This is a genomic window from Pseudomonas sp. HPB0071 (genome assembly GCF_000478505.2).
Classification (GTDB): Bacteria; Pseudomonadota; Gammaproteobacteria; order Pseudomonadales; family Pseudomonadaceae; genus Chryseomonas; species Chryseomonas luteola.
Map to the genome: position 1 here is coordinate 179,562 of NZ_KI517367.1, position 25,522 is coordinate 205,083.

28 protein-coding genes and 1 riboswitch are annotated in these 25,522 nt (G+C 57.3%); of the genes, 7 read left to right on the forward strand and 21 right to left on the reverse strand.

What is annotated here, in order from left to right; translation table 11 throughout:
• The first annotated feature begins 63 nt into the window (after positions 1-63).
• Positions 64-822: an SRPBCC family protein gene (locus HMPREF1487_RS00960; protein WP_010794721.1), complete on the forward strand. Its 759-nt coding sequence runs from the start codon at positions 64-66 to the stop codon at positions 820-822.
• A gap of 1 nt (position 823) precedes the next feature.
• On the opposite strand, the gene HMPREF1487_RS00965 is transcribed toward HMPREF1487_RS00960, so the two are convergent.
• The gene (locus HMPREF1487_RS00965; RefSeq protein ID WP_010794722.1) at positions 824-1,273 is read right to left on the reverse strand and encodes a YcgN family cysteine cluster protein; all 450 of its coding nucleotides are present in this window, start codon (positions 1,271-1,273) and stop codon (positions 824-826) included.
• A 297-nt stretch (positions 1,274-1,570) separates the two neighbouring features.
• On the opposite strand from HMPREF1487_RS00965, the gene HMPREF1487_RS00970 reads away from it, so the two are divergent.
• Positions 1,571-2,167: a nitroreductase family protein gene (locus HMPREF1487_RS00970; RefSeq protein ID WP_010794723.1), complete on the forward strand. Its 597-nt coding sequence runs from the start codon at positions 1,571-1,573 to the stop codon at positions 2,165-2,167.
• A gap of 45 nt (positions 2,168-2,212) precedes the next feature.
• On the opposite strand, the gene HMPREF1487_RS00975 is transcribed toward HMPREF1487_RS00970, so the two are convergent.
• The 3 genes from HMPREF1487_RS00975 to rnd are packed head-to-tail and all read right to left on the reverse strand — an operon-like array spanning position 2,213 to position 4,626.
• Positions 2,213-3,145 carry a D-2-hydroxyacid dehydrogenase gene (locus HMPREF1487_RS00975; protein ID WP_010794724.1) on the reverse strand — a complete coding sequence of 311 codons (933 nt, stop codon included), beginning with the start codon at positions 3,143-3,145 and terminating at the stop codon, positions 2,213-2,215.
• 42 nt (positions 3,146-3,187) lie between these two features.
• The gene (locus HMPREF1487_RS00980; RefSeq protein ID WP_010794725.1) at positions 3,188-3,481 is read right to left on the reverse strand and encodes a YcgL domain-containing protein; all 294 of its coding nucleotides are present in this window, start codon (positions 3,479-3,481) and stop codon (positions 3,188-3,190) included.
• A 17-nt stretch (positions 3,482-3,498) separates the two neighbouring features.
• The gene (rnd, locus tag HMPREF1487_RS00985) at positions 3,499-4,626 is read right to left on the reverse strand and encodes a ribonuclease D (RefSeq protein ID WP_010794726.1); all 1,128 of its coding nucleotides are present in this window, start codon (positions 4,624-4,626) and stop codon (positions 3,499-3,501) included.
• 409 nt (positions 4,627-5,035) lie between these two features.
• On the opposite strand from rnd, the gene HMPREF1487_RS00990 reads away from it, so the two are divergent.
• Positions 5,036-5,515: a hypothetical protein gene (locus tag HMPREF1487_RS00990; protein ID WP_010794727.1), complete on the forward strand. Its 480-nt coding sequence runs from the start codon at positions 5,036-5,038 to the stop codon at positions 5,513-5,515.
• A 141-nt stretch (positions 5,516-5,656) separates the two neighbouring features.
• Positions 5,657-6,952 (forward strand): outer membrane protein transport protein, encoded by a 1,296-nt coding sequence (locus tag HMPREF1487_RS00995; RefSeq protein ID WP_010794728.1) that lies wholly within the window; start codon positions 5,657-5,659, stop codon positions 6,950-6,952.
• A gap of 43 nt (positions 6,953-6,995) precedes the next feature.
• Here HMPREF1487_RS00995 and HMPREF1487_RS01000 read toward each other — a convergent pair whose 3' ends face one another.
• From HMPREF1487_RS01000 to cobO, 10 genes are read right to left on the reverse strand one after another with little or no spacing between them, the layout of a single operon-like run.
• Positions 6,996-7,730 carry an adenosylcobinamide-GDP ribazoletransferase gene (locus tag HMPREF1487_RS01000; protein ID WP_010794729.1) on the reverse strand — a complete coding sequence of 245 codons (735 nt, stop codon included), beginning with the start codon at positions 7,728-7,730 and terminating at the stop codon, positions 6,996-6,998.
• A complete protein-coding gene (gene cobC / locus HMPREF1487_RS01005) occupies positions 7,715-8,293 on the reverse strand; it encodes an alpha-ribazole phosphatase (protein ID WP_010794730.1) in 579 nt (192 codons plus the stop codon). Before cobC ends, HMPREF1487_RS01000 begins: the two co-directional genes overlap by 16 nt.
• Positions 8,290-9,345, reverse strand: coding sequence for a nicotinate-nucleotide--dimethylbenzimidazole phosphoribosyltransferase (gene cobT / locus HMPREF1487_RS01010; RefSeq protein WP_010794731.1), 1,056 nt, complete (start codon positions 9,343-9,345; stop codon positions 8,290-8,292). Before cobT ends, cobC begins: the two co-directional genes overlap by 4 nt.
• On the reverse strand, positions 9,342-9,863 hold the full coding sequence (gene cobU / locus HMPREF1487_RS01015; protein WP_010794732.1) for a bifunctional adenosylcobinamide kinase/adenosylcobinamide-phosphate guanylyltransferase: 522 nt from the start codon (positions 9,861-9,863) through the stop codon (positions 9,342-9,344). The genes cobT and cobU overlap by 4 nt, the downstream gene beginning before the upstream one ends.
• The gene (locus HMPREF1487_RS01020) at positions 9,860-11,317 is read right to left on the reverse strand and encodes a cobyric acid synthase (protein ID WP_010794733.1); all 1,458 of its coding nucleotides are present in this window, start codon (positions 11,315-11,317) and stop codon (positions 9,860-9,862) included. The genes cobU and HMPREF1487_RS01020 overlap by 4 nt, the downstream gene beginning before the upstream one ends.
• A complete protein-coding gene (gene cobD / locus HMPREF1487_RS01025; protein ID WP_010794734.1) occupies positions 11,314-12,303 on the reverse strand; it encodes a threonine-phosphate decarboxylase CobD in 990 nt (329 codons plus the stop codon). The genes HMPREF1487_RS01020 and cobD overlap by 4 nt, the downstream gene beginning before the upstream one ends.
• Positions 12,296-13,204, reverse strand: coding sequence for an adenosylcobinamide-phosphate synthase CbiB (gene cbiB, locus HMPREF1487_RS01030; protein ID WP_010794735.1), 909 nt, complete (start codon positions 13,202-13,204; stop codon positions 12,296-12,298). The genes cobD and cbiB overlap by 8 nt, the downstream gene beginning before the upstream one ends.
• Positions 13,201-13,866 (reverse strand): 5,6-dimethylbenzimidazole synthase, encoded by a 666-nt coding sequence (gene bluB, locus HMPREF1487_RS01035; protein WP_010794736.1) that lies wholly within the window; start codon positions 13,864-13,866, stop codon positions 13,201-13,203. The genes cbiB and bluB overlap by 4 nt, the downstream gene beginning before the upstream one ends.
• The gene (locus HMPREF1487_RS01040) at positions 13,863-15,164 is read right to left on the reverse strand and encodes a cobyrinic acid a,c-diamide synthase CobB (RefSeq protein WP_010794737.1); all 1,302 of its coding nucleotides are present in this window, start codon (positions 15,162-15,164) and stop codon (positions 13,863-13,865) included. Before HMPREF1487_RS01040 ends, bluB begins: the two co-directional genes overlap by 4 nt.
• A complete protein-coding gene (cobO, locus tag HMPREF1487_RS01045) occupies positions 15,161-15,802 on the reverse strand; it encodes a cob(I)yrinic acid a,c-diamide adenosyltransferase (RefSeq protein WP_010794738.1) in 642 nt (213 codons plus the stop codon). Before cobO ends, HMPREF1487_RS01040 begins: the two co-directional genes overlap by 4 nt.
• A gap of 116 nt (positions 15,803-15,918) precedes the next feature.
• Positions 15,919-16,116, reverse strand: a riboswitch (cobalamin riboswitch).
• Between the two features lie 215 nt (positions 16,117-16,331).
• Here cobO and HMPREF1487_RS01050 point away from each other — a divergent pair.
• On the forward strand, positions 16,332-16,697 hold the full coding sequence (locus HMPREF1487_RS01050; RefSeq protein WP_010794739.1) for a YggL 50S ribosome-binding family protein: 366 nt from the start codon (positions 16,332-16,334) through the stop codon (positions 16,695-16,697).
• Positions 16,698-16,752: 55 nt separating this feature from the next.
• On the opposite strand, the gene HMPREF1487_RS01055 is transcribed toward HMPREF1487_RS01050, so the two are convergent.
• Positions 16,753-17,724 (reverse strand): restriction endonuclease, encoded by a 972-nt coding sequence (locus HMPREF1487_RS01055; RefSeq protein ID WP_010794740.1) that lies wholly within the window; start codon positions 17,722-17,724, stop codon positions 16,753-16,755.
• A 460-nt stretch (positions 17,725-18,184) separates the two neighbouring features.
• Here HMPREF1487_RS01055 and HMPREF1487_RS01060 point away from each other — a divergent pair, with 460 nt between their 5' ends.
• Entirely contained in the window at positions 18,185-19,051 is an 867-nt protein-coding gene (locus HMPREF1487_RS01060) for a metallophosphoesterase family protein (RefSeq protein WP_010794741.1), read from the forward strand.
• A 6-nt stretch (positions 19,052-19,057) separates the two neighbouring features.
• Here HMPREF1487_RS01060 and HMPREF1487_RS01065 read toward each other — a convergent pair whose 3' ends face one another.
• From HMPREF1487_RS01065 to HMPREF1487_RS01075, 3 genes are read right to left on the reverse strand one after another with little or no spacing between them, the layout of a single operon-like run.
• Positions 19,058-21,301 (reverse strand): xanthine dehydrogenase family protein molybdopterin-binding subunit, encoded by a 2,244-nt coding sequence (locus tag HMPREF1487_RS01065; protein ID WP_010794742.1) that lies wholly within the window; start codon positions 21,299-21,301, stop codon positions 19,058-19,060.
• Entirely contained in the window at positions 21,298-21,780 is a 483-nt protein-coding gene (locus HMPREF1487_RS01070) for a (2Fe-2S)-binding protein (RefSeq protein WP_010794743.1), read from the reverse strand. Before HMPREF1487_RS01070 ends, HMPREF1487_RS01065 begins: the two co-directional genes overlap by 4 nt.
• Positions 21,777-22,979: a c-type cytochrome gene (locus HMPREF1487_RS01075; protein ID WP_230382247.1), complete on the reverse strand. Its 1,203-nt coding sequence runs from the start codon at positions 22,977-22,979 to the stop codon at positions 21,777-21,779. Before HMPREF1487_RS01075 ends, HMPREF1487_RS01070 begins: the two co-directional genes overlap by 4 nt.
• Before the next feature lie 314 nt (positions 22,980-23,293).
• On the opposite strand from HMPREF1487_RS01075, the gene HMPREF1487_RS01080 reads away from it, so the two are divergent.
• Positions 23,294-23,800, forward strand: a complete 507-nt coding sequence (locus HMPREF1487_RS01080; protein ID WP_112297836.1) for a hypothetical protein — start codon at positions 23,294-23,296, stop codon at positions 23,798-23,800.
• Between the two features lie 40 nt (positions 23,801-23,840).
• Here the strand turns inward: HMPREF1487_RS01080 and HMPREF1487_RS01085 are convergent, their stop codons facing one another.
• From HMPREF1487_RS01085 to HMPREF1487_RS01095, 3 genes are all read right to left on the reverse strand, one after another.
• Entirely contained in the window at positions 23,841-24,161 is a 321-nt protein-coding gene (locus tag HMPREF1487_RS01085) for a hypothetical protein (RefSeq protein ID WP_010794746.1), read from the reverse strand.
• A 70-nt stretch (positions 24,162-24,231) separates the two neighbouring features.
• Positions 24,232-24,783 carry a C40 family peptidase gene (locus HMPREF1487_RS01090; RefSeq protein WP_010794747.1) on the reverse strand — a complete coding sequence of 184 codons (552 nt, stop codon included), beginning with the start codon at positions 24,781-24,783 and terminating at the stop codon, positions 24,232-24,234.
• A 72-nt stretch (positions 24,784-24,855) separates the two neighbouring features.
• A complete protein-coding gene (locus HMPREF1487_RS01095; RefSeq protein ID WP_371106361.1) occupies positions 24,856-25,473 on the reverse strand; it encodes a C40 family peptidase in 618 nt (205 codons plus the stop codon).
• Positions 25,474-25,522 lie beyond the last annotated feature (49 nt).

Sequence of the window (25,522 nt, forward strand, 5' to 3'; positions counted from 1 at the left end):
CCACCGGAACAGCTTTGTCTTGGCGCGGTCTTTTTGTAATTGCCTGTCATCAAGGAGCTTGCCATGTTGGGCCGCCGTGCTACCCGGAACAGCCATCTTTCAGACCGCGTGCAAAATGTGGGGGGACTTGAGCGTGTTGCCTCCCTGACAGGGGGTGGCCTGCTATTGATCAAGGGACTACGACAGGGCGGCCTGCTCGGGGTTGCCAGGATGGCGGTCGGGGCGTTGGCACTTTACCGAGGTTATTCAGGGCATTGTGCTGCCAAACAAGCGTTGAGCCATAGTGAGTTTGAACGCCAGCTGATGCGCGACTATCACTGGAAAAATGCCAAGACCGAGTCTTGCTGTGTGGTTATCAATCGACCCAAGGACGAGCTCTATCAGTTTTGGCGCAACTTCAAGAACCTGCCTGCATTCATGGAGCTGATCCAGCGCATCGACATCCTGGACGACAAACGCTCTCACTGGGTGATTCAAGGCCCAACCGGCCCGCTGGAGTGGGATTCAGTCATCACGGAGGACGAGCCTGGCAACTTGATTGGATGGCGCTCCATCGCCGGCGGTGATCTCAATACGATGGGCTGGGTAGCCTTCAATGAGCGTCCTGATGGCAGTACCGAAGTCGAAACCCTGATTGCCTATGATCCGCCAGGCGGCGTACTGGGGCACAGCCTCGCCAAGATCATGAAACGCGATCCGGCGTCACAGGCTTCCCGAGACCTGACTCATCTGAAACGCTTGATGGAAAGTGCGGCCAGCGCCACGCAGACGGTAACCGTTACCGGAAACGCATCGCTGACCGATCCGTCCCCGGTGGGCTGACTCAGCCCGCCCGAAAGATCATATAGTCTTCCCAGTCCTCTTCCGCTACCTGGGTTTCACTCAGCATGCGGCCCGACTGGGAGATTCCGGCATCATGTACGGCGCTTTCGTCTCCCGAGACCAAGGGATGCCAGAGCGGCAGGTCCTTGCCTTCTGACACCAGGCGATAGCCACAGGTGGGCGGCAGCCACTTGAATTCATCAGCCTGTCCTGGGGTGAGCTGAATACAATCAGCCACAAACTGCTTCCGTTCGGCGTAGCGGGTGCACTTGCAGGTTTTCAGGTCCAGTAATTTGCAGGCGATACGCGTGTAATACACGCTGCCATCGTCCTCATCCTCCAGCTTTTGCAGACAGCACAAGCCACAGCCGTCGCATAAGGACTCCCACTCCCCCTGGTCGAGCTGGTCTAGGGTCTTGCGTTTCCAGAAAGGTCGAGTGATATCAGCCATGAACGTAGTCGGTTGCGAAAAGCGCGCAGTCTAGTCCTCATGCACGAATCGGCCAAGCACCGCTCGTGCAGCTTGTCGCCGCAGCCTTCTGGAGGTTAACGTTACAGGGCTTCTCCAGATGCGCAGCTCATGGGCCTGCCTGAGCGTAAAATGTGACGAACCCATGCGCAGGCGAAACAGCATCCGCGGCCAGAATGGCTGAAGTCAGGATGATGGCTTCTGCATGGCGTGCCTCATATCATTTCCTTCAGGCCGAACCAGGGCGACGCGTAACACTTTACCTGCATAGGACGTCACATGACCGCTAGCACTCGTGTTCCGCAGTATGAAGTCGACCCGCAATTCGTCCAACGGTGGTCTCCCCGCGCCTTCAGTGATGCCGCTATAGAAGAAAACCAGTTGATGAGTATCTTCGAGGCCGCTCGCTGGGCGCCCTCGGCCTACAATGCTCAGCCCTGGCGCTTCCTCTATGCTCGCCGTGGCTCTGCGCACTGGGATACCTTTCTCAAGCTGATCAGTGAATATAACCGTAGCTGGGCACAACATGCTGCGGCGTTGGTCATCGTCTTGTCCAAGACCACCTTCGTACCGCCCGGCGGTAGCGATGAGGTTCCGCTGGGTAGCCATAGTTTTGATACCGGCGCAGCCTGGGGCTTCATGTCGCTACAGGCTGGCAAGCTGGGCTTTCATACCCACGGGATGGCAGGTATCGAGTACGACCTAATTCGTCAGGAGCTGAAAGTACCCACCGATCTCAAGATCGAAATGGCAATTGCCATTGGCAAGCTGGGCGACAAGTCGTCTTTGTCTGAGAAATTACAGGCCCGTGAGCTGCCTAGCCCACGTCGGCCAGTCGAAGAGTTGGCTGCCGAAGGCCCTTACACTCTCGGCTAATGCCGCCACAGAGCCGGCTTACGAATAGGCCGGCTCTGCACGCAATCAATACCCTTGCTTGAAATCCACCTGCCCTTTCAATGCCTCTCCATTGCGGTAGCGGCTCAGGTTTTCAAGAAAGAGTCGGGCAATATAAGGGGGCGAAGACACTGCCGCGGTATGGCTGGTAATGATCAGTCCAGGCGCCGACCAGAACGCATGAGTCTTAGGCAGCGGCTCCTCTCGAAAAACATCGAGCACGGCGCCGGCCAGGTATTTCTGCTCCAATGCTGTTACCAGATCGGCATCCACAACGGCAGTGCCACGTCCTGCATTTACGAACAGTGCCGAAGGCTTCAGTTGTTTGAACAGGTCAAGCGTATAGAGATCACGCGTATGCGAAGTGTCAGGTAAAAGGTTGATGAGGTAGTTAGCTTTCGAGGCCTCACGACTCAGGTCCTCAAGACCATGCACGTCAAGAAAGCCGGGCAGTGCGCGCGGGCTTCTGGCAATACCGTAGAGCTCAACTCCAAAAGGCGCTAGAAAGCGTGCTACATCCTGGCCAATGTCACCGGCCCCGACAATCAGAACACGTCGCCCTGCCAGCGAGCCGGGGGTGCAGGCTTCCCAAAGTCGATCCGCCTGTTTTCGAGCGCGCTCCAAGAGACATCGCTCATGGGCAAGCAGATAGCCGAGCACATACTCGCTCATCAGCTGCCCGAACACGCCCACTGCGCGCGTGAGCACATAGTCCTGTGTTAACCCGGAGGCCAGTAGCGGCCGGATGCCCGCCCAGGTGGACTGAACCCATGAGGGCTTGAGCCCCTGATCCAGAAGCTTTGCGACGAGATCTGGCTGCCCTAGCCAGATCTGGCACTCGGCAGCCACGCCTGCCACCTTTTCCGGATCATTACCTCCGACTATTTCCAGAGAGGCGTCCAACCCATGCAACGCGGTGAAATAGTCCTGATAACTGTCTTCCAACAACAAGAAACGCATGATCTGGTCTTTCCTTGACAAGCAATGGTGATGACTGTCGCGTTACATGGGGTCGTTCATACGCAGCAAATGCTCAGGCAGATGCTCAATGTACTCCTCCTGAGGTGGTGGCATCTGCAGGTGATAACCCTGCTTCTCCAAATTTTCCAAAACCTTTGCAGTGTCTTCGCGCTCCAGCTGTCGTTCCGGCGTAAGAACGAATTCAAACGTAAGCTGAGGGGTACCAAAGGCTGCAATCAACCCTTCTGGTACGCGAGCAAGCCCGTCACGCTTGTCGACGTAGAGGTACATTTCGCTTTTGCGCGGGCTTTTGTAAATGGAACAGATTCGTTTCATGGGTACTCCGGATAACATCAGGTTCGCAAGGCAGCTAGGCGATCCAGCAAGGCCTGCCCCATCAACTCGCGGCGCCATCCGCGCAGCGTGTCGGGTAAAACATATTGACCATCCGGCCAGCCACTCTTGATCAAGGCTTCCAGTACTTTCTTTCGCAGCATGAGTTCAGGCGCCATGGTCAGGCGCTCAGCTTCACTCTGGCCAATGAGACGAAGGTCCTTCAGAATCGGCGAGATTTCCGGAGGCAGCGGCTCGGATAACGGCTCAGGCCATTGATCCGGAGACGTCTTGGCGGCCTCGCTGATCAGCTCGATCAGGTGATCGCCGTATTGACGTACAGTACGAGGATGCATGTCATCGATACGGGCCAGCGCGACCTTGTCCTTGGGCTGAAGTCGCGCCAGAGGCCACAGGGAGCGCTCGCGCACAATACGATTGCGAGGCTGGTTACATAACCTTGCCTCCTGCTCGCGCCACGCACAGATGGCCCTTAGCACAGCCAGCTGCTGACGCGACAGGCGCCAGCCCAGCTTGACATCTTTATACGCCTGATAGGGGTCCGACTCCTGCTTAAGGTTGGCTACCAGCTCACGGCCATCTTCCAAGAGCCATCCCCGCTTCGTCTGATCCAGGCGCTCAGACAACGCCAGATACAATTCCGCCAGATGCTCCACGTCAGCCGCGGCATAGCGCTCTTGTAGCTCCGTCAGTGGGCGCTGAAGCCAGTCCGAGCGTGTCTCGTCCTTGGGCAAGGCGATACCTAACAGTTCGTGTACCAGACGCGAATATCCCATCGAATGACCCAACCCCAAATAGGCAGCCGCCAGCTGCGTATCGAATAGCGGCTCGGGGAGGCTTCCGGTCAGCTTGAGCAGAACCTCAAGGTCCTCACTGCAGGCATGAAGGACTTTTGTGACCTGCTTGTCTTCCAACAGCCCAGACAACGGCGCCCAGTCACTGATCGTCAATGGGTCGATCAGAAAAGCGCCCTGCCCGTCGCCGACCTGAAGGAGGCCCGCAATGGGATAGAAGGTATCGACCCGCATGAACTCGGTGTCGAGCACGATGAAGGGCAAGGTGCGCCAGAACGCGCATTGTCGAGCAAGGCTGGCATCGTCTTTGAGCCATTGGATAGCAAGAGCCACGTAAATCCTCCAGTACTGTTACCGGAAGTATATCCATCCTGAAGCATTCAGGCAGATCAAAGGCCCAGATTAAGCCGCTTAATGCTTATCAAGCGTCCCGATTTGCCACATTTGAGGCGCTTCGTTGTCTTAGAACATAGGGCAGGCTGCACGGCATGACCAGACAGGCACCAGCCTGCCGAGGCGACCGCCATCCGAACCTGGCGGCATGAGTCTAACGTGACCAAGCGGAATATGGGCAGGGATGAAAACTTCAAAATCGTCTAAGGGCTTAGGTTTACGTGCGAAACTTAAAGCTAAACTTGAAGTTCAAGGCCTAACGTCAAGAGAAGTCGGGGCTACACGAAAACAACATCAACCGACCAGGCATTCGACTCGAGCGGGTCATTGTCTTAGTGATGAGGTAGCCATGGGAATCGCTGCATGCGAATTGAGTCAGTATGTTATTCGTCCCACCCTGGTCTATCTAGACCGCTATTCCCTGGCAGCAGAGGCCATGCTGCTGGCCACCGCCGCCACGCAGTCTGCGCTAGGCGCCACGCTTGAAACACAGCAATACCACGGTATTTACCGAATTTCCGCCGAACGGCATGCCGCCCTCTGGGATTACTATCTGGCCCGCGACCCTGAGCTGGCCAGCCTTGTCCGAGGCCTCGCCAGTCAACATGCCTTTTTCGGGGCGCCTCATCTGGAGCTGACCGTCAACCTTCGTTATGCCACAGCAATCGCCTGGCTCATGATCGAAGAATCACGCCTGCCCTTACCGGAGCCTGACGACCATCAGGGGCAGGCCCGGTTATGGCGTAAGGTTTTCAATCCTAGAGGCCGTCTTCACGACTTTCACATGGCCTGGCAGCGCTGCAGCGAGACGTGGAACCAGGTAGCCTGAGTATGACCCGGTAGTCTTTTTTGAATAACGGCCAATAGACTGTTAAAACCTTTTTTGAGCGATACGCTCGTCGTGGCTGTTGGTAAAAGGTCACCGTTCTGATAGTTTCCGCCCGCGTCATCTTCTGGAGTTGCGCTAACAATGAAAACAACAGGGTTGAAAACAGCAATTGCGCTGGCTGTCGCCAGTTTTTCTAGCCTTAGCCTTGCCAACGGCATTGCCATCAACGAGCAAAGCGCCAGTGGCATGGGGACTTCCTTTGCCGGTCGTTCGTCCTCTGCATTGGATGCTTCGACCGTTTTTGGTAACCCGGCTGGCATGTCCAAGCTCAAGCGTACTGAAATCAGCGGCGGAGCGGCCGTAATTGATGCCAGTAGCGATTTTAGTAATGTGCGTTCGAATGCGCGTGGCACCAACGAAGGGGATATGGTGCCAACATCCGCCGTTCCGTTCGGCTACGTTGTAACACCACTTAATGATGATTGGCACTTTGGTCTGGGTATCTATGTACCCTACGCGCTGATCAGTGACTATGAAAATAGTTTCCAGGGTCGTTATCACGGATCGTACAGCAAGGTTGAGGTCATTACAGTCCAACCAACGCTGAGCTACAAGATCAATGACCGCGTATCCGTTGGCTTTGGCCCTACGATCAACCGAATAGCAGGCAAGCTGGAAAGCAACTTGTCCCTTGCGCCCTTGGGCGGCGGTGATGCGGAAGTTAAAATCAAGGGCGATGATGTTGCGCTGGGCTACAACATTGGCGTGCTGGCCGATGTAACGGATCAGTTAGCGGTCGGGGTCACCTACCACTCCAAAGTGAAATACAAGTTGGAAGGCCATACCAAGGCCAGTGGCGTGTCCAGTCTATCTCCCGTCGTCAATCGTCTGATCAGCCCGCTGAATGGCAAGTACGATGCCGAGCTGGATATCACTACCCCTGAATCGCTGGATACATCCTTTACTTACAAGCTTGACGATCGCTGGACACTATACGGTGGCGCAACCTGGACCCGCTGGAGCCGTCTGGACAAGCTGGAAGTACAAAACAGTGGAACACCTACAGTACCTACTCTGGGCAATGTCCTTGGCACAGTGGATGAAGAACTCAAATGGCACGACACTTGGTCCTATGCCATCGGCGCTTCCTATCAGCTGAACCCCCAATGGGTACTGCGCACTGGTTTCGCAATCGATCCGTCGCCAACCGACAACGAATACCGCAACGTGCGTATTCCGGTGGGTAATCGCAAGACCGTATCGATTGGTGCAGGCTGGTCTCCTTCGCCTGATCTGACCGTTGATGTTGCCTATGCCTACCTGTGGGAAGACAAGGCCTCAATCAATCGTGAAGCGACTGCTTTGCAGCCGGCCTACAGTGCCAAGGTTGAAAACAGCGCCCATGGCTTGGCCGCTCAGGTCAGCTATCGCTTCTGATAGACACGTATGAAAAACGCCGCCCTTGAGGCGGCGTTTTTATTCAGGTACTCGTCAGGGCTAACGCAACCAGAACACCGCACTCAAGCAACTCGACCAGCGCACCCGCCGTATCGCCAGTAGTCCCGCCCAGGCGTGTCATGAATGCTCGACGAAGCCACAGAAAGAGCAGCACTGCCATCAGCAAAGCGATCAGGCTTTCTCGTATCACGAGCAACATGACGATGACATGGGCGGCCAGTACAAGGCGCAGCAACCGCTTCGGCATGTGATCGACCAGCACCTGACCCAAGCCTCCCGGCCTTGCGTAAGGGGTCACGAGTAGCAGCCCAGGCAGCGCAACTCGCGCAAGCCAGGGAACTAGGAGGACGGCATCCAACTGGTGGTGCTCAAGCAGTACGAAAAGCGCCGCGAACTTGAGCAAGAGCACAATGATCACCGCAACGACCGCCATCGGGCCGGAGCGAGGGTCCTTCATGATTGTCAGGGTGCGTTCACGGTCACCAAAGCCACCGACCCAGGCATCTGCCGTGTCCGCCAGGCCATCCAGATGCAGCGCACCGGTCAGCGCGACCCATACAGCTAGAACAATAGCGGCCTGCAATACCGGAGCCGCTTGCCCGAGCAGGTTGCCAAGCAGCCATAAAATGGTACCCACCAGCACGCCTACCATGGGGTACCACAATAAAGACTCACCGGTTTTCTCGGGTGGAGGCATGCCGGGCAGGCGTACCGGCAGACGAGTCAAGAACTGCAGGGCAATCAGGAAGGGCAGCATGGTGGGTATGTGTCGCTCAAGGCAGACGCCTCAAAAGCATGAAGACTGGCATAAGGAACTTCTACTTGAAGCAGATCCTTGCGAGGTAGTCCCTGCTGCCGTGCCAGTAACAACCGGATAACGCCGCCATGGGTTACCACTAGTGCGCGCGTATCCGCTGTACGTCTGACTATACGCTCCATGGCGCCTAGGACACGCTGTTCGAACGTGGCCACCGGCTCTCCATTGGGCGGCGTAAAACTGTAGGGATCAGCCCAGAACTGGCCTAGGGCATCAGCCTGACCCTCCATCAGTTCGGCAGCGGTACGCCCCTCCCAATCGCCAAAGTCCAACTCGCGCAGGTCAGGCTCAAGTTTGCACTCTACTCCCTGCCTACCTGCCAGCCACTCAGCAAAGGCTCGGCACCGCTCAAGGGGTGAGCTGATAATCAACTCCCATGACGGTAATGCCTGGACCGCGGCCTGCATACTGGACCAGCCCTGCTCCGAAAGCGGATGATCCAGACGCCCCCGAAAACCACCCGGCCCTTGTGTCTCACCATGTCTCAACAGAAACAGGCTCATGCCGGGCGATCCGATACGCTGGCCTCGGCAAAGGTCGCCATTTCGCCATGCAGGCGACACGCCAACTGAAGCAAGGGCACCGCCAATGCTGCACCGCTTCCCTCCCCCAGACGCAGCCCCAGCTCAATCAGCGGCTGAGCGTTGAGTGCTTCAAGCACAAGTGCATGGCCCGGCTCGGCTCCGCTGTGAGCAAACAGCAGCCACTCCCGCCCGGTGGGGCTCATTCGTACGGCGCACAAGGCGGAAACAGAGCTGATGAACCCATCGACCAACGCCGGAACCCCCTCCTGCATGCAGGCAAGGTAAGCGCCGGTCAACGCGGCAATCTCGAAGCCACCCAGACGGCGCAACACCTTTAGCGGGTTACTCAATGACTCCGCATGGCGTAGCAGACCACGCTGGATAACCGCGACCTTCAAGGCGATGCCATCTGCATCGAGTCCGGTTCCCGGCCCCGTCATCGCGAGGGGTGAAGCTTCCAGCAATGCACAAGCCATAGCGCTGGCCGCCGTGGTGTTGCCAATCCCCATCTCACCACCGATAAACAGCTGAGCGCCACTTGCCTTGGCTTTCTGGACGCTGTCTCGTCCTGCCTGCAGAGCTGCCTCGCATTGAGCAACAGTCATGGCCGGCTCGCGAGTAAAGTTGGCCGTACCTGGACCAAGAGGACGATCAATAACGCCTGGCAACGCCTCCATTGGCTCAGCGGTTCCCAGATTAATGACCTCCAGCGGAGCCTTGAGCGAACGCGCCAGAACGCTGATGGCAGCGCCACCGCCAACAAAGTTGCGCAGCATTTCGCCTGTCACCGCCTGAGGATAGGCCGACACCCCTTCCTCCACGACACCGTGATCCCCTGCGAAGACACTGATTGCCACGTGCTCGATAACAGGCCGTTCACGTCCCTGCATCGCCGCCAGATCAATCGCAACCTGCTCCAGCAGCCCGAGTGCGCCACGCGGCTTGGTAAGCTGCGCCTGGCGGGCCGTCGCCAACTGGCGGGCCCGCTCATCCAATGGCTGACAGGGTGCCTGCCACCAGTACTGCGTCATAAAGAAGCTCCTTTGAGCGTCATTGGCAAACCTGCCACGGTCAACACAACACGATCACATTGCTCAGCCAGCGCCTGGTGCAGCCAGCCCGCCTCATCGACATAGCGCCGGGTTAGCTCACCCAGCGGCACTACTCCCATGCCAGTCTCGTTGCTGACCAGAATGATATGGCCTGGTAGTTCGGATAGGGCTTCCAGCAAGGCCGCTCGCTCCCGGGCGAGCATAGTGGCATCCTCTGCCATTAGAAGATTGGTCAGCCAGAGGGTCAGGCAATCCACCAGAAGACAGCGCCCAGCCGAAGCATGAGCTCGCAGCACCGCAGCTAGATAAAGAGGCTCTTCCACCAGTCTCCACTCAACGGGGCGGCGGTCGGCATGCTGGGCAATTCGGGTACGCATTTCGCCGTCCCAGGCCTGGGCCGTCGCAATGTAGATGACATCCAGACCTGAGTCAGTGGCCAATTTTTCTGCAAGGCGACTCTTGCCCGAACGCGCGCCCCCCAGAATCAATTCCTTCATTGGTTTATTCCACATAAAGCACGCAATTTCGCGGTGTCCAGATGCTGGTCGACCAAGTCCGCCAGCCGTTCGAGATCGCGCTCGCGCAAGGCATGGTAGTCAACACGTTCAGGAGTAGTCAGCCCCGCCCAGCGCAACAAGGCGGTGCACGCATCAGGCGACTCGAACAACCCATGCAGGTAGGTTCCCATGATCAGCCCGTCTTCGCTCAGTGCGCCATCGCAGCGACCATCATCCAGGATAATGGCAGGTCGCTCCAAGGCGGCCCCTTCGGTGACTCCCGCATGAATCTCATACCCTGTTACGGCAGACCGGGTAGCCGCCAGGCAGCCCGCGACATTACGGAGTTGTTTTTCAGCGGCCAGCTCGGTGTTCATGTCGAGCACGCCCAAACCTGCGCTGTCACCTGGATCACTTTCCAGCCCGAGCGGGTCACTTACGGTACGGCCCAGCATCTGATAGCCGCCACAAATACCCAGCACGCGTCCTCCATAACGGAGATGCCGTTGGATATCAGTATCCCACCCCTGTTTGCGCATGAAGGCCAGATCGCCTCGCACGCTTTTTGACCCAGGAAGAATGATCAGGTCGCAAGGCGGTAGCGCCTGACCTTGTCTTACAAAGCTGATTTCGACTTGGGGATGCAGCCTTAACGGATCGAAGTCAGTGTGGTTGCTGATGCGTGGAAACACCGGCACCACCACTCGGATAACCTCGCCCCGCTTGGCGATCTGTCGCGTATCGACCGCATCTTCGGCTTCGAGATGCAGGTCGTGCAAGTAAGGCAGAACACCCAGCACCGGCTTGCCCGTCCGCGCTTCCAGCCAGTCCAGGCCCGGCTTGAGCAATGCAATATCGCCACGGAAACGGTTGATAACGAAACCTGCCACACGCTGCTGCTCCGACTCGCTGAGAAGCTCTAGCGTGCCCACGAGATGGGCGAAGACACCGCCCCGGTCGATATCGGCGATCAGGATAACCGGGCAGTCCACGCGCTCGGCAAACCCCATGTTGGCAATATCGCCTTCACGCAGGTTGATTTCTGCGGGCGAGCCTGCTCCTTCCACCATGATCACCTCGTATCGGCCGGCCAGACGCGCATGGGATTCCAGCACCGCCTCGCGAGCGATACGCTTGTAGCCGTGATAGGTCTTGGCATCCATCGTAGCCACTGCACGACCATGAATAATGACCTGTGCGCCGATGTCCGTATTGGGTTTGAGCAACACGGGATTCATATCTGTATGCGGCGCGATTCCACAGGCTTGGGCCTGTACAGCCTGGGCGCGCCCTATCTCACCATGGTCTGCCGTGACGGCACTGTTGAGAGCCATGTTTTGTGGTTTGAACGGTACGACAGCCACTCCCTGGCGTTTGAGCCAGCGGCACAAACCGGCGACCAAGGTGCTCTTGCCGGCATCGGAGGTGGTGCCCTGCACCATCACGGTTGTCATAAGGAATCCTTGTATGCCTGCAAAGCCAGGGTGAGTCGCGTCCACCCGGCTTCATCACAGGGAAGACCAAAGCGGATGCCCGCTATTGAAGGGAAAAACCGCGTGAGAATGGCTCGGCTGGCCAGGAACTCATGAAGCGCCTCAGCATCGGGTCGAGACAACCATTGAAACAGACCGCACCCGCCATCAGGGACCAGCTCGTGAGCGGTCAATACATCAGCCAGGCGCTGCCCTGCCGTCGCAAGCCTCTTGCGCTGCCGGTCATGACCACGCTTATCGAGCAGAATTTCACGTGCCACGGCCCGAGCTGGACCACTGACTGTCCAAGGGCCCAAAACATCGTCCAGTCGTTCCAGCAAGTTCGCTTCAGCCAGCACAAAGCCCAGGCGGACGCCTGCAAGACCGAAGAATTTCCCGAAGGACCGCAGTACGATCAATCCTGGCCGATCCGTCCATGAAGCCAGACTGTAAGCGGGAGAGAGATCCATGAACGCCTCATCCACGACTAGCCAACCACCCCGGTCGGTCAGCTTGGCATGCCAGCGGAGCAGCCGCTCAGGCTCGATAAGCTGTCCGGTAGGATTGTTCGGGTTGACCAGCACCAAGACGTCAAGCGTGCTTAGCGCTGCCTCTACATCGTCGAGTGACAGGGGTACAACATAATGCCCTGCTCGCCCCCAGGCCTGCTCGTGTTCGGCGTAACAGGGTGCCAGTACGCCTATTCGCCCCTCAGGACGAAGTGTGGGAAGAGCCTGGATGGCCGCCTGCGAGCCGGCAGCAGGCAGCACCCGTGGAGCCCTGTAGTAACAAGCAGCAGCCTCCTCCAGGCCGTCGTTTGTCTCGGGCAGACGCGCCCAGGCTGATAACGGTATGTGGGGTATTGGCCAGGGCATAGGCGCAAGCCCTGTCGACAGGTCCAGCCAATCCTCCAACGCGATACCATAACGCTGCGCAGCCTTGCGCAGACGTCCGCCATGCTCAAGCACTGATCACGCCTCCCAGCACGATAACTGCCACCCAGAGCATGACGCCCCGACGGACGAGCAGCAGTGCCATATCGATACTGTGCGCTGTGGGTGCAGGCCCCAATCCCAGAACAGGCCGATCATGTAGCTCGCCGTGATAGCGCGCTGGACCACCCAGTGTCACGCCCAGCGCACCGGCGCCCGCCGCCATGACCGGACCGGCATTGGGACTGTCCCAACGAGGCGCCTGTGTTCGCCAGCAATGCAGAGCGGAGCCAAAGTTACCCAACAGTGCATACGTCAATGCCACCAGACGCGCCGGCACGTAGTTGAGCCCATCATCTATGCGTGCAGCCGCCCAGCCAAAGCGTTCGAAGCGGGTATTGCGATAGCCCCACATGGCATCCAGCGTATTGGCCAAGCGGTATAGAACAACACCCGGGGCGCCTAACAGGACAAACCAGAAGAGAGCCGCAAAAACAGCGTCGCTTCCGTTTTCCAGTACGGATTCCGTACCTGCCCGCGCGACAGCCTCTTCATCCAGCTCACGGGTTTCCCGGCTGACCACATAGCCAACACGCCGCCGCGCCTCCTCCAGGTTATTACGCCGTAGCGCCAGCGCGATGGGCTTGGCATGCTCGCCCAAGCTTTTAAGGCCAAGCGCGAAGTACAGCGCCAGCGCCTCAACCAGCCAGCCTACGTAGGGAATCTGATCGAGTAGCGCTACCAAGACGACCCACGGTAGTACAGCCATGCACCAGGCCGTCAGCCCGTGACTGCGCCAGCCGCCACCGCCTGGATTGAAACGGCGCTCCAGCGCGTTTGCCCACCGACCAAATCCCACCAGAGGATGCCAACGTCGAGGCTCGCCCAGTATCGTATCCAGCAGCACACCTAAAAAGGTGGTCAGGGCCAGAATCATGTCTTTTCAGTCTCCTTGACAGAACCCCAGCGGTTTTCAAACACGAGCTCATCCAACGGGCGAGCCGTTCGCCAACCCTCCTCGACCAGCATGGGCTGATTGTAGAAGGCCTCGACAGGCCCAAGACACAGGATGGCCAGCGGCTTGCTGCCTTCAGGCATCCCCAGCAGTTCAGCCACCGCAGTCGGGTCGAACAGCGAAACCCACCCCATCCCAAGCCCCTCCGCCCGGGCGGACAACCATAGATTCTGGATCGCACAAGACAGCGATGCCACGTCCATTTCAGGCAGCGTACGGCGTCCGAAGATATGGGCTTCTCGCCCCTCCATGAGGGCAGCCACCAGCAGCTCGGCACACTCTTTTATGCCTTCCACCTTGAGCCGCATGAACTCATCGCTACGCTCACCCAGCGCCTCTGCCGTGCAGACACGCTCGGACTCGACCAGCCGGTAAAGCTCGGCACGCAGCTCCTGATCAGTAATGCGCATGAAGCGCCATGGCTGCATGAGGCCTACGCTTGGCGCTTGATGAGCAGCGCTCAACAGCCGCCGCAGCTGATCCTCCGGTACATGGCCGCCACTGAAATGACGCATGTCACGTCGTTCGGCGATAGCACGATAGACGCCGGCCTGCTCGGCGGAAGGAAAGGCGTGAGGATTCATGGTGCTAGCAGGGCAGCCGCCGTTTCGGGGGCGGATGGCATGTAGAAGTGAATGTAGCTGGCAGTCAGGCGGCCCTGTTGGAACACCGACTCCGCCGTGGCCTTGCCATTGGGACAGATACCACGCAACGTTGGAGCCAATGGCGATTCCAAGGATGAGTGATGATACGTATGGCCACGCAAGGTGCCGCTCTCGAAGGCAACGCTTTGCAGCGCCAGTGCAGTAAGACGTGGCTGCAAGGTGGCTTCTCCTTCAAGAAGTCCAACCATCTCGCCCTGCTCGCCTGTCTTGTCAGCCAGGCGCTCCAGCAGATAGAGCATCCCCCCGCATTCGGCCAGAATGGGCTTGCCTGCGGCATGATGCGCCCGAATAGCAGACTGCATGACGGTATTTCCAGACAGCTGTTGAATATGTAATTCAGGATAACCGCCCGGCAAGTAGAGACTGTCTACTTCCGGTAACTGCTGGTCCTGCAACACTGAAAAATGCCGAATCTCAGCGCCCATGGCGCGTAGAAGATCAAGGTTCGCCTGATACAGAAACGACAGTGCCGCGTCGCGTGCCACCCCGATGCGTACATCTGCCAGCAGCGGTTCGACGCTCTTCTTCATAGGGGCCTGAAACAGCACAGGCTCCGGTAGTGAGGTATCGGCACTGGCAGCAATGGCATCGGCCGCAGCGTCCAGACGTGCATCCAGATCCGACAACTCGTCAGCCTGGATCAGCCCAAGATGCCGGCTCGGCAACTCGATACCCGAGTTGCGCGGCAAGGCACCAAACCAGCGCATACCGCTTGGCAAACTGGCCTTGAGCAGCTCGGTCTGCCGGGCGCTGGAGCCACGATTGGCCAGTACGCCAGCAAAGGGCAGATCCGCCTGATAATGTGCAAGACCGTAGGCTAATGCCCCAAAGGTCTGCGCCATGCCGGTCGCCTCAATAATACCCAGTACCGGCACATTGAAGCGACGTGCCAGGTCCGCACTAGACGGCGTGCCGTCAAATAGCCCCATGACGCCTTCGATAAGGATCAGATCAGCTTCGCCTGCCGCTTCCCATAGCAGCCGGCGACTTTCTTCTTCCCCTACCATCCACAAGTCAAGCTGGTACACCGGCGCACCGCTCGCACGGGCCAGGATCATGGGATCGAGAAAGTCCGGGCCGCACTTGAATACACGGACCTTGCGGCCCTGTCTTGTATGCAGACGTGCCAGGGCTGCCGTTACACTGGTCTTGCCCTGGCCGGAGGCCGGCGCAGCAACCAGGAGCGCCGGACACCGACGATGATCATGCAGGTTCAAAATTCGATTCCTTTCTGGGCGCGAATGCCGCTCTGGAAGGCATGCTTGACCAAGCCCATTTCACTGACGGTATCAGCCGCGTCGATCAGCGCCTGCGGTGCACCGCGCCCCGTTACGACAACGTGTTGGGAGACCGGACGCGCCTCGATATCCGCCAGCACGTCTTCAACCTTCAGGTAGCCATGCTTGAATGCGATATTCAGTTCATCAAGCACTACGAGTGCTATTTCAGGATCACTTAATAATGCCTTGGCCACAGCCCAGGCACTGGCAGCGTTTTCGATGTCCCGTTGACGATCCTGGGTCTCCCACGTGAATCCCTGGCCCATCACATGGTAACGGACCTCCTCGGGGAACCGCTGGAAGAACATCTGCTCACCGGTACTGACGCGTCCCTTGATGAACTGTACGACGCCCACTTTCAGTCCATGCCCCAAGGCTCGGGCCACCATGCCAAAGGCAGAGCTGCTCTTGCCCTTGCCGATACCGGTGTGTACCAGCAGCAAGCCTCGCTCATTCTGTGCATTGGCGATCCGCTCGTCCATGACAGCTTTCTTACGGACCATTCGCTCACGGTGGCGCTCATTGCGCGCATCATCGACGGGTAACGAGGTGGGGGTTTCTGGGGTATCGCTCATGACGCTCTCCTTCAGGCAAGGGCTGAGGCGAACGGAAAGATCTGCTCCGCAAGGATACAGATGAGGCAACGACGCACAACGCCATTAGCCCTGTGCGACGATCAATGCCCTCCGCATTGCCGTGTAACGCCTGAGGCCGGTCTCCGGGCTCGTGAGCGGAAAACTCCTCCGCCGCGCCTTCCCAGACAGCTGTCCAGTGGCCTGTGCGACGTTCAACTCACCTACCGTTGCGGGGGCAGCGCCGGCTTGCTACCGGCTTCCCTGTTTCACCTCGTCGACCCATGTCACGAGGCACCTCAAGCAGACGCGCAGGTTACGGGCAAGCCCTGGGAGCGTCAACGAAAGTCATGGCAAATGGGGATAAATCTTTGCGCAGAAAATCCACCGGCGCGACAGATTCATTTCGCTTTATCGTCACCGCGCTATCATATTTGATAGCCATGCTGGCTGAAGCTGGTGATAATGCGCCGCTTTCCATCCAGTCAAACCCTTTGGCTGGCCATGAAGTTATCGAGCTACAGGTCTCCCTATGTCCGAATCTACTGCCAACGATCCCCGTCTTAGCCGCATGAAGCGCCGTATCCGCAAGAAGCTCTATCTGGGCGAGTTCCAGGAACTGGCATTCGAGCTCAAGGCTGATTTCAAGGAATCGCTTGAAGACGAAGCGCTAGAAGCGCTGCTGAGCGATTTCGTCGATTTCGTCGAGTCCCGTAACCTGGACTACATGGGTGGCTTCGGCGAAACCTGGATCGAAGGCACTATCATGGCAAACAAGCGCTACGGCTCGCCCACCGAGGAAGACCGTCAGGCCCTGACCGATTGGCTCAAGGCACGCAAGGAAGTGGCAAGCGCTTCTGCCAGCGAACTCTACGATGCCTGGCACTTTGAAGAGTAACAGGTCATCGTGAAAAGCCCCGGCCAGTGCCGGGGCTTTTTTATTTCTGCTGCGTTCAGGAGGCTGGCCAGTAGATCCGCGTCAAGGGAATCAGAGATTTCAGCTCCAGATCCAGAGACTCGTAATGCACCAGAAGCATGTCGACTAACTGATCCATGTCCATCAGAGCCACCAATTGACCGGCGCGCTCGGCCTCATAGATGGCCTCCTGGCTGAAGCCGCATGTACTGACAAAAATACCCTTGTCGTCAGCCTTCAGACAGTTCAGAAGCTCTCGCAAAGTCTCACCGCCTACGGCACCTTGACGATGCTGAACCTGGACCTTTACATGAGGGGGATGCAGACCCAGGCCATCCAGGGAAGCCTCGATAGCCAGGCTGCCGTTGGACGCAGGAGGCTGTTTGGTGATAAATCCCATGGCGCGTACCAGACCGGATACCAGCTGGATGATCTGCGCCTCGGAAAGACGATCGAGCCGATCAGCAATCAGTTCGCGAGCCTGTGCTTCCATATCCTGTCGAACACTCAGGATAGTGTCGGCCTCCTGCTCGCCCGGCTGAAAATCACCACGGCTGAGTGAGTCGAGCTGCTGCCAAATTTCCTGGCGCAACTGACAGCCCTGCACCGCACTCAATGCATTGCGCGCCTTGACGCTGAGCTGCGCACGGGGAATCTGTGCATACCACCTGACTTGTCTCAGGTTGGGCCACTCCTCGCATTCACGCGGATCATAGCTGTACCCACCTGTAACATGTCCCAGCCAGTACTGACGCGTCCTATGGTCATACACGACTAAGGCATCGCCTACCCTAATGTCGTGGGTTAGCGTCTTGAGCGCCGACGCCCACGTGTCCAACATTGACTCACTATGCTGGGTCGTATACTCGGAAAGCTTGATCTTGATTGCCTTTTCATCCGGATAAGCCCGTAGATCGCCCAGCTTGGGCCAACCCAGCGCAATTATCCCACGGCGCAACGCCTCGTTAAGCGCGCGCCCTTCTACCTCAATCTTCCACGCTTGATTCATAGCGATGCGCTTCCATTAACCTGCAGACGCCTCCTGTTTGAAGGTACCCGCACATTCTGGTGAGAAATCAGTAATCAGGTTTGTAACCAGACCAAAATCCGGGAAGCGATGACGTCTAAAACGCCCGTGATATATTACAAATCGTGAGCCATGAAGTACTGCTAATCGTTGATAGCGACAAGCGGCGGCAGCAGATTACTGCTCAATGATGAGAAACTGTCTGCAAGTTTTTGGATAAAAACATCACATATTTTTCCTTAACCTATGCGAAGGGACATCGGTGTCGTTTTTCATCGATAATGCCGTTTGAACGTTTGAACGAATAACGGCTAACTCAAGACGCCCATGCAAGTGGAATCGCCTAACCACTTACAGCCTCTTAACCGTTAAATCAGGCCAGACAATCGAATTCTCGCTGCCCATTAGCGTCGTAACTTCACACTGACAGCATGCATTTCCCATGACAACGATTCTGCAAATCTCCGATACTCACTTCGGTACCGAACAACAACCCGTACTTGATGCGCTGGAAGATCATGTACGTGAACATGGCGCCGACTTGCTGATTCTTTCAGGAGATATCACACAGCGAGCCCGTGACAAGCAGTTCGAAGCCGGGCTGGCTTACGTGCAGCGTCTTGAGAAATATGGCATTCCAGCTACCCTGGTAATACCAGGCAACCACGACATTCCGCTTTATAACCTCTTTGCCCGCTTCATGACGCCCTATGCCAACTACCAGCGTCATTTTGGAAGCGACCTTGAGCCTACCTATGAAGATGAACATCTTCTGGTCATTGGATTGAACACTACGCACCCCAAGCGGCGCAAGGACGGAGCGGTTACATCCGAGCAGATTCAACGCGTCGTCGACCGCTTGAACAAGACCTCAAAGGAAAAGCTGCGCATCGTTGTAGCACATCAACCCTTTGGCGCCATGGTTCTGAGTGACTTGAGCAATCTGCAGGGCGGCGCAGGAGATGCGCTTACCGCCTGGGCTGACGCCGGCCTAGACTTGGTAATGGGTGGCCATATCCACCTCCCTTATGTTCTTCCTCTAAGCGGCCAGTACCCTGAGCTTTCCCGAGAGATATGGATTGTGCAGGCAGGCACGACGCTCTCCTCTCGCGTACGTGGCAGTGCACCCAACTCCTTCAATCGACTGATCGTAGGCAACGGTGAAACCAAATGCGTTGAGGTAGAGCGCTGGGACTTCATCGACAAGCGCTTTACGGTTGCCGAGCGCTTCAACCTGACCTGGAAGGCAGAAGAGCAGGCACTGGAGACGGATCGCCATGAGGTCCTGGTGCCCGGCGGTCAGCAGTAAGAAGGCTTATGCGTGCATGGCACTGGTCAGGCGCGCTCTTGTCAGAGGTACCTGCCGCAGCCGTAACCCTGTCGCATCGAATACCGCATTGGCAATAGCGGCAGGCACTGCAGCAGACGTTGCTTCACCTGCCCCAACAGAAGGCTGGTCCGGCTGATCGAGCAAGACGATGTCAATCTCTGGTACTTCATGAAAGGCCAGCACGGGATAGGCTCCCCACTCAAGACTGGTCACACCGGTAGGGTTGAACGTCACTTCCTGCTTGAGTGTACGGGCGATCGCCTGAATCACATTCCCCTCAATCTGATTCCTAACACCGTCCGGGTTGATGATGAGCCCGCAATCATGGGCAACCGTCACGCGTCTGACCCTTACTCCGGCTGAGCTGACATCCACATCGGCGACTACGGCCACATAGGCATTTTCATTCTCGTATTGAACGTAACTGATCCCGCGGCCCTGGACGGATTGGCCTTTCCATCGATCAGGACCCTGCTGTCGAGGCGTCCAGCGAGCCTGCCGGGTGGCCGCTTCAAGCACGGCACGGCCGCGAGGATCCTGCAGATAACGCAGTCGAAACGCCAAGGGATCAACCGACACGGCCCAAGCCAGCTCATCCATGAAGGATTCATTGGCAAAGGTGTTTGCTACCGCTCCCAAACCACGCAGTGCAGAGGGCCGTAGCGGCGAACTCAAGGGGTCGATCCAGTGCGTTTCAACCCGACAGTTCACGAGGGTATAACTGGTAGGCGCGTTACGGCCTCCCCCCGCGTTGGGCCCCTGGACGGCCAGTCCCCGGGAGAGCTGTCCGGCCAACAGAGAGGCAGCTCCCGCCTTGGCGCTGGGCCGGGTGACATGGGTAGGCGTCCAGTTCTGGAAGTGCCATGCCACAAGGTCACCGGATTCGTTCATCCCTCCCTGCAGCTGCATCAGCATAGCCGGACCCTTGGGGTTCCAACCGTGCTCGTCAGCCCTGGACCACTGCACACGTACCGGACGACCACAGTGCCTGGACAGCAGCGCAGCATCACCCGCGACATCGTCTGCCCCATTATGTCCATAGCATCCTGAAGCTTGGCTATAAATGACATGCACGGCGTGTTCGTCAATGCCTAGCAGATTGGCCAAAGCCGACCGTAACGGATAAATGCCTTGAGTACCCGACCAAATGGTTGCCGCGCCAGCTCGTACATCGGCAATAGCGCACGAAGGGCCAATCGAGTCGTGGTTTTGAAAAGGCCAGCGGTACTCAGCCGAAATAACCTGGGCGGCTTGTCCCATATGCTCGATGACATCTCCCTGCTCGACCAGCACCTCAGGCTCGCCGGCCACATGGCGTAAGCGGCCGTACAAATCGCCAGGGTTTGGCAACGTGGAGGTATAGCTCCACGTCACTTTGAGCGCACGGGCAGCCTGCATGGCCACCCATTCCTGTTCTGCAACCACACCCACGAAGTTGCCTTCATAGACCAGTTGCGCGCCTGCCGGTAGTTCACTGGCATCAAGGTGCTCGACTTTTAATCCATCCAGACGGCTGGCACCCGTTATCGGAGGACGAATCACCCGCCCATGCACCATACCCGGGACAGTTAGGTCATGAACGTAACGAAACTGACCGAAGACTTTGGCAGGAATATCTACCCGCGGTATGGATTGACCAACGACTCGATAGCTTTCGACTGCTCGAACACTAGCAGTCTTATCTACAGAACGTTCAAAGGCACCCTGCGTCAGCAGGTCGGAATAACGAACATAACGACCTGTTGGATCGCCTCGGTAGACCACACACCCATCCACCGTATCGAGCACCGACGTATCGAGCCCCAGGCGACGTGCACCCTCATTAAAAAGATAATGCCGGGCTGAAGCGGCAGCCTGACGCAATTGGGCACCACCCACCTGAATCGTCTTGCTCCCTGCTGTGATGCCCTGGTTGGGCGTCAACTGTGTATCACCCTGAATCAAACGAGTAGATTCGAACGAGACGCACAATTCATCCGCCACGATCTGGCGCAATGCGGTCTCAACCCCGGTTCCCAGCTCCACCTTGCCGCTATAGATAATGACGCGGCCATCCTGGCGAATAGCCAACCAGGCGTCGAGCTGCCTGGCGTCCAAGGTTTTCTGCATCTGCTCAGCCGAAAGGTCAGGCGTCAATAGCTCGGCAGCCCGAACACCGTTAAAGCTGAACCCTACCACCAGAGCGGATAAACCCTGGAGAAAACAACGGCGCGACACCAGAAAAGTCATAAGCGCTCCTCGCCCTGGCGCATGACGCCTGCGGCACGCTGGATTGCCTTGACGATGCGCGTATGTGTTCCACATCCACACAGATTACCGACAAGCGCCCGTTTGACCTGCTCGTCGGTTGGCGAGGTGTTTTGAGAGAGTAATGCCTGTGCACTCATCAACATGCCTGGAATGCAATACCCACATTGCGCGGCCTGCTCATCGATGAACGCCTGCTGCAGAGGGTGTGGTCGGTCTGGTGTGCCCAGGCCTTCAACGGTCACGATAGCCTGACTTGCCAGTGAGCCGACCGGCACGCAGCAGGAGCGTACAGGGCGACCGTCTGCCAGAACCGTGCAAGCCCCGCACTCACTAAGACCGCATCCGAATTTAGGGCTCATGATGCCCAGCTCGTTGCGCAGCACATACAACAATGGCACCTGCGGATCGACATCGACCTCGTAAGCCGCGCCGTTGACATTCAATTGATGGATTGTCATTGCCCGGCTCCTGCTTCTCGTTGACGGGCTACATCCTGAGCCGAAAACACATGGGTATGGCCACCGAACCGGTGGCCGATATAAGTGGCCAGACTCGCAATCTGATCATCATTCAAGAATGCGCGATAGCCGGGCATAAAAGCCTCATCCTGCATCCCCTTTCGCTCAATCCCTTCAAGCATGACACGAATGAGGTTCGTTCCATCCGGGTCGCGCACAGCCGAGTAATTTGGAAAAGAGCGCGGATAAGGCCCTCCCAGCCCTTGTCCATCGGGATGATGACAGCTCTCGCATAGCGACACGAATAACGCTTCGGCGTCTGTATTGCCCTGCGCTTCCGGCTTCACGCTTATTTCGGCATGCGTCGGTACGGTGCCCGGCTTTGCAGGCACGCTACGCAAATACGCCACCATGGCCCGCAGGTCTTCATCCGTCAAAAACCGCAGGCTACCGCTGACAACCTGTGCCATGGGTCCGCCCGCTACCGCCTCCCCACGCTGATGACCATTTCGCAAGTAATTCATCAGCTTTTCGTCACTCCAGCCACCGATACCACGAAGGTCAGACGTGATATTCCAGGCCGTCCATCCCTGCTGGCGCGCACCGGCATAGTGTAGAGAGCGATCCAGCCCCTGACTCCAGGTACGGGGCGTATGGCACTCCCCACAGTGCCCTAGCGCCTCGCTCAGATAAGCGCCACGGTTGATCTGTTCGTTCGAAGAAACCTCGTTGAAACGGCCTTCACGGAAATTGAGTAGCTTCCAGCCCTTGATGATCCAACGCTGATCGAAAGGAAAACGCAGCTCATTGGCAGGCGGCGTATAGACAACGCTTGGCCGGGACCTTAGATACGCAAGGATGGACAGAACGTCATTACGGGATAATTGGGTGTAAGCCGTATAGGGAAACGCCGGGTACAGATGTGCGCCATCAGGCCGTATGCCTTTATGCATGGCATTGAGAAACTGGTCGTCGTTCCAGGCACCGATACCAGTCGTGTTTTCAGGCGTGATGTTAGTAGAGTAAAGCGTACCGAAGGGCGTGATAAAGGCTACGCCACCGGCGAAGGGCAAGCCGTCCTTACGGGTATGGCAGCTCTGACAGTTTCCCAACTGTGTCAGGTATTCGCCCCGCTTCGCATCAATGCTTGCGCCCTCTCCCGCCCAGACAGGACCATTGAGCGTGGCGAGTAACAACAAAGGCAGGGCTTTACACAAAGCCCGCCCTAAAGGTGGGCCTAACCCCATCGGCTATCGTCCTATTCTTCTATTTTTCACCTGCCCCGATGCAATGGGACGACAGCTGCGATTCGACTCGCCAAGATAAAGGCCACAAGCGGTGTGTGCAAGCCAAATGGACCAAAACGGATTCAGCAAGCCTGGCGGTCATTATCAAAACCTCAGACTTGTCACCTGCCCAAAATTTACGTACTGCTTACACAAGCCAAACACTTCTTGCAGTTCAACTGGGTAGGATGCCTTTCCATGATTGCGCATACAACATGGGAGCACATATGCATCTTTTTTCTCTCAGCAAAACAGTTGTTGGCCTCGCAGCTATAGGCATAGCCAGTCTTGCTACGGCAGAGCCGCTTCACGGGCCTGGTCCCGGGTCAGACTGGCGTGCTCCACACAATGCCGGTCCGGCCTTCAACCCAGGCCCCCGACATGGGCACGGGCTACCAGACTTTGCGCGGGAGGTCTGGATAGGCAGTGCACTCTACTTTTTGGCTGCAGGTACTTACTATGCATGGAATGCCGATCAACAGCGCTATATCGTTGTAACACCACCTGTTCCTACAACAGTCAGTACACAAAGTTATGACGTCATCGCCTACCCGGCTCGCGGCCAGACGCCCGATCAGCAGGCTCGGGATCGATATGAATGCCATAGCTGGGCAGTCACTCAAAGTGGCTTTGATCCAGCCACCGCAACGGCAGCACCGCCAAGCGCAACTACGGATTATTATCGTCGCGCATTGACAGCCTGTCTGGCTGGACGTGGTTATAGCGTCAATTAAAAGAAGGGAAACAAACTATTCTAGCTAACCCGCCCAAGCGTTACCGTTTGGGTACAAAGCCGTCCGGCTTTCGTGACAGCCACTCCACGAATGTTCGTATCCGCTCATCCTCCATGAGGCGCTCACGGCTGTTGTAGGTGAGTGCTAACGCTTTCTCGTCAAACGTGGCATGAATGTGGTTATGGCACGGACGACATACCCACAGCGTTGCCGTAATACGCTCTATGCGATCAAAGCGCTTTTGCACGTAGGGCTTGTCATGCAGAGACTTGGGAATCAGATGATGCCGAGTGAGCGGAGCCTTTCGTCCGCAAAGTTCGCAGGCGTCAGGCTGAGGCGGCAGTCGAATCGCGTCTGGCATGAACGGGAAGGAAAATGTGTGTTTCCATCAGATTCAACCGATCCACCTGGAGTTCAAAGCGCCTCTGGTATCAGAGGCGCCCGCCAGCGGCACTGCTGGCCAGGTTAGGTGTAACCAGTACACGTTTGGCATCCAGATAGGACTTCTGCCAGTAACGGGTACTAAGGCTGTCTAGTCTTACCGTTCCGCCAGTACTGGGCGCGTGTACGAAGCGCCCTTCACCCACATAGATTCCCGCATGACTGACCTGCTTACCTCCAGCCGTTGCAAAGAAGACCAGGTCACCGGGCTGCAAGGCCGATTGAGAGATAGAAGGCGCGTTGAGAGTGATCATTTCCCGCGTGGAGCGCGGCAAGCGAATCCCCATGACGTCGCGGTATACGAAATTGATCAGGCCACTGCAATCAAAACCGCTGTCGGGCGTGTTTCCTCCGTAACGGTAAGGCGTCCCAACCAGCCCTATTGCGCGAAACAGAACGTCATCGGCAGCCTGTGAATGGGTATCAAGCTGAACCCTGGAAACAGGCGTTGGCGCAGGAGGCGGAGAAGGCGGCGGAGTGCCGGCACAGGCGGCCAGCAGAATGGTCAGAGCAGTCAGTGCGATACGAGCCAAAGCAGGCATAGGACAATCCATTCACTCTTGCATTCCACCTTGATCGCGCAGCGTTGAACGCGCTACGCGATCAACGCCTTGTTAGCGCAATATGCGCTTTCCTTCGAGGAAGCTGACCTTCCAATAATGGTCTTCAAGACTGTCTACACGAACACCGCCACTGCGATGGCTCGAGGAATGAATGAACTTCCCCTCGCCCATGTAAATGGCTGCATGACTGACACGACCGCGGCCGTTGTGATTGAACAGCAGAATGTCGCCTGGCTGCAGGTCGTTCTTGCTGACAACAGGTACATCAAGATTGATGATCTGGCGGGTTGAGCGTGGCAACTGGATACCGGCTTCCTCACGGAAGACATAATTGACGAAGCCACTGCAGTCAAAACCCTTGAGCGAGCTTCCGCCAGTGCGATAAGGCGTACCGACAAGCTCTTCGGCGCGGGTCAGGATGCTATCGGCCAGAGTCGGCATCGGCTGCGTGGAGCCAACCTCATGCTCCCAGCTCAAAGGCTGACGGGAGGCATGACCACCCCCACGGGTAGCTTTGCTGGAAAGCCAATGAATTGGCTGAGCCGATTGCTTGCTTTCAACAGCGGCCGATTGTTCCCGGGTCGGCTTTGAAAGCTGTGCCTGTTCAGGCTTTTGTTGTTGTGGAGCGTTGGCGCAAGCCGCCAACAAAGCAATAAAACTTAGGGGCACGAGGGGTGCTAAGCGAGTCCGTAGCATGGGCACGACCGTGTCGAAATTC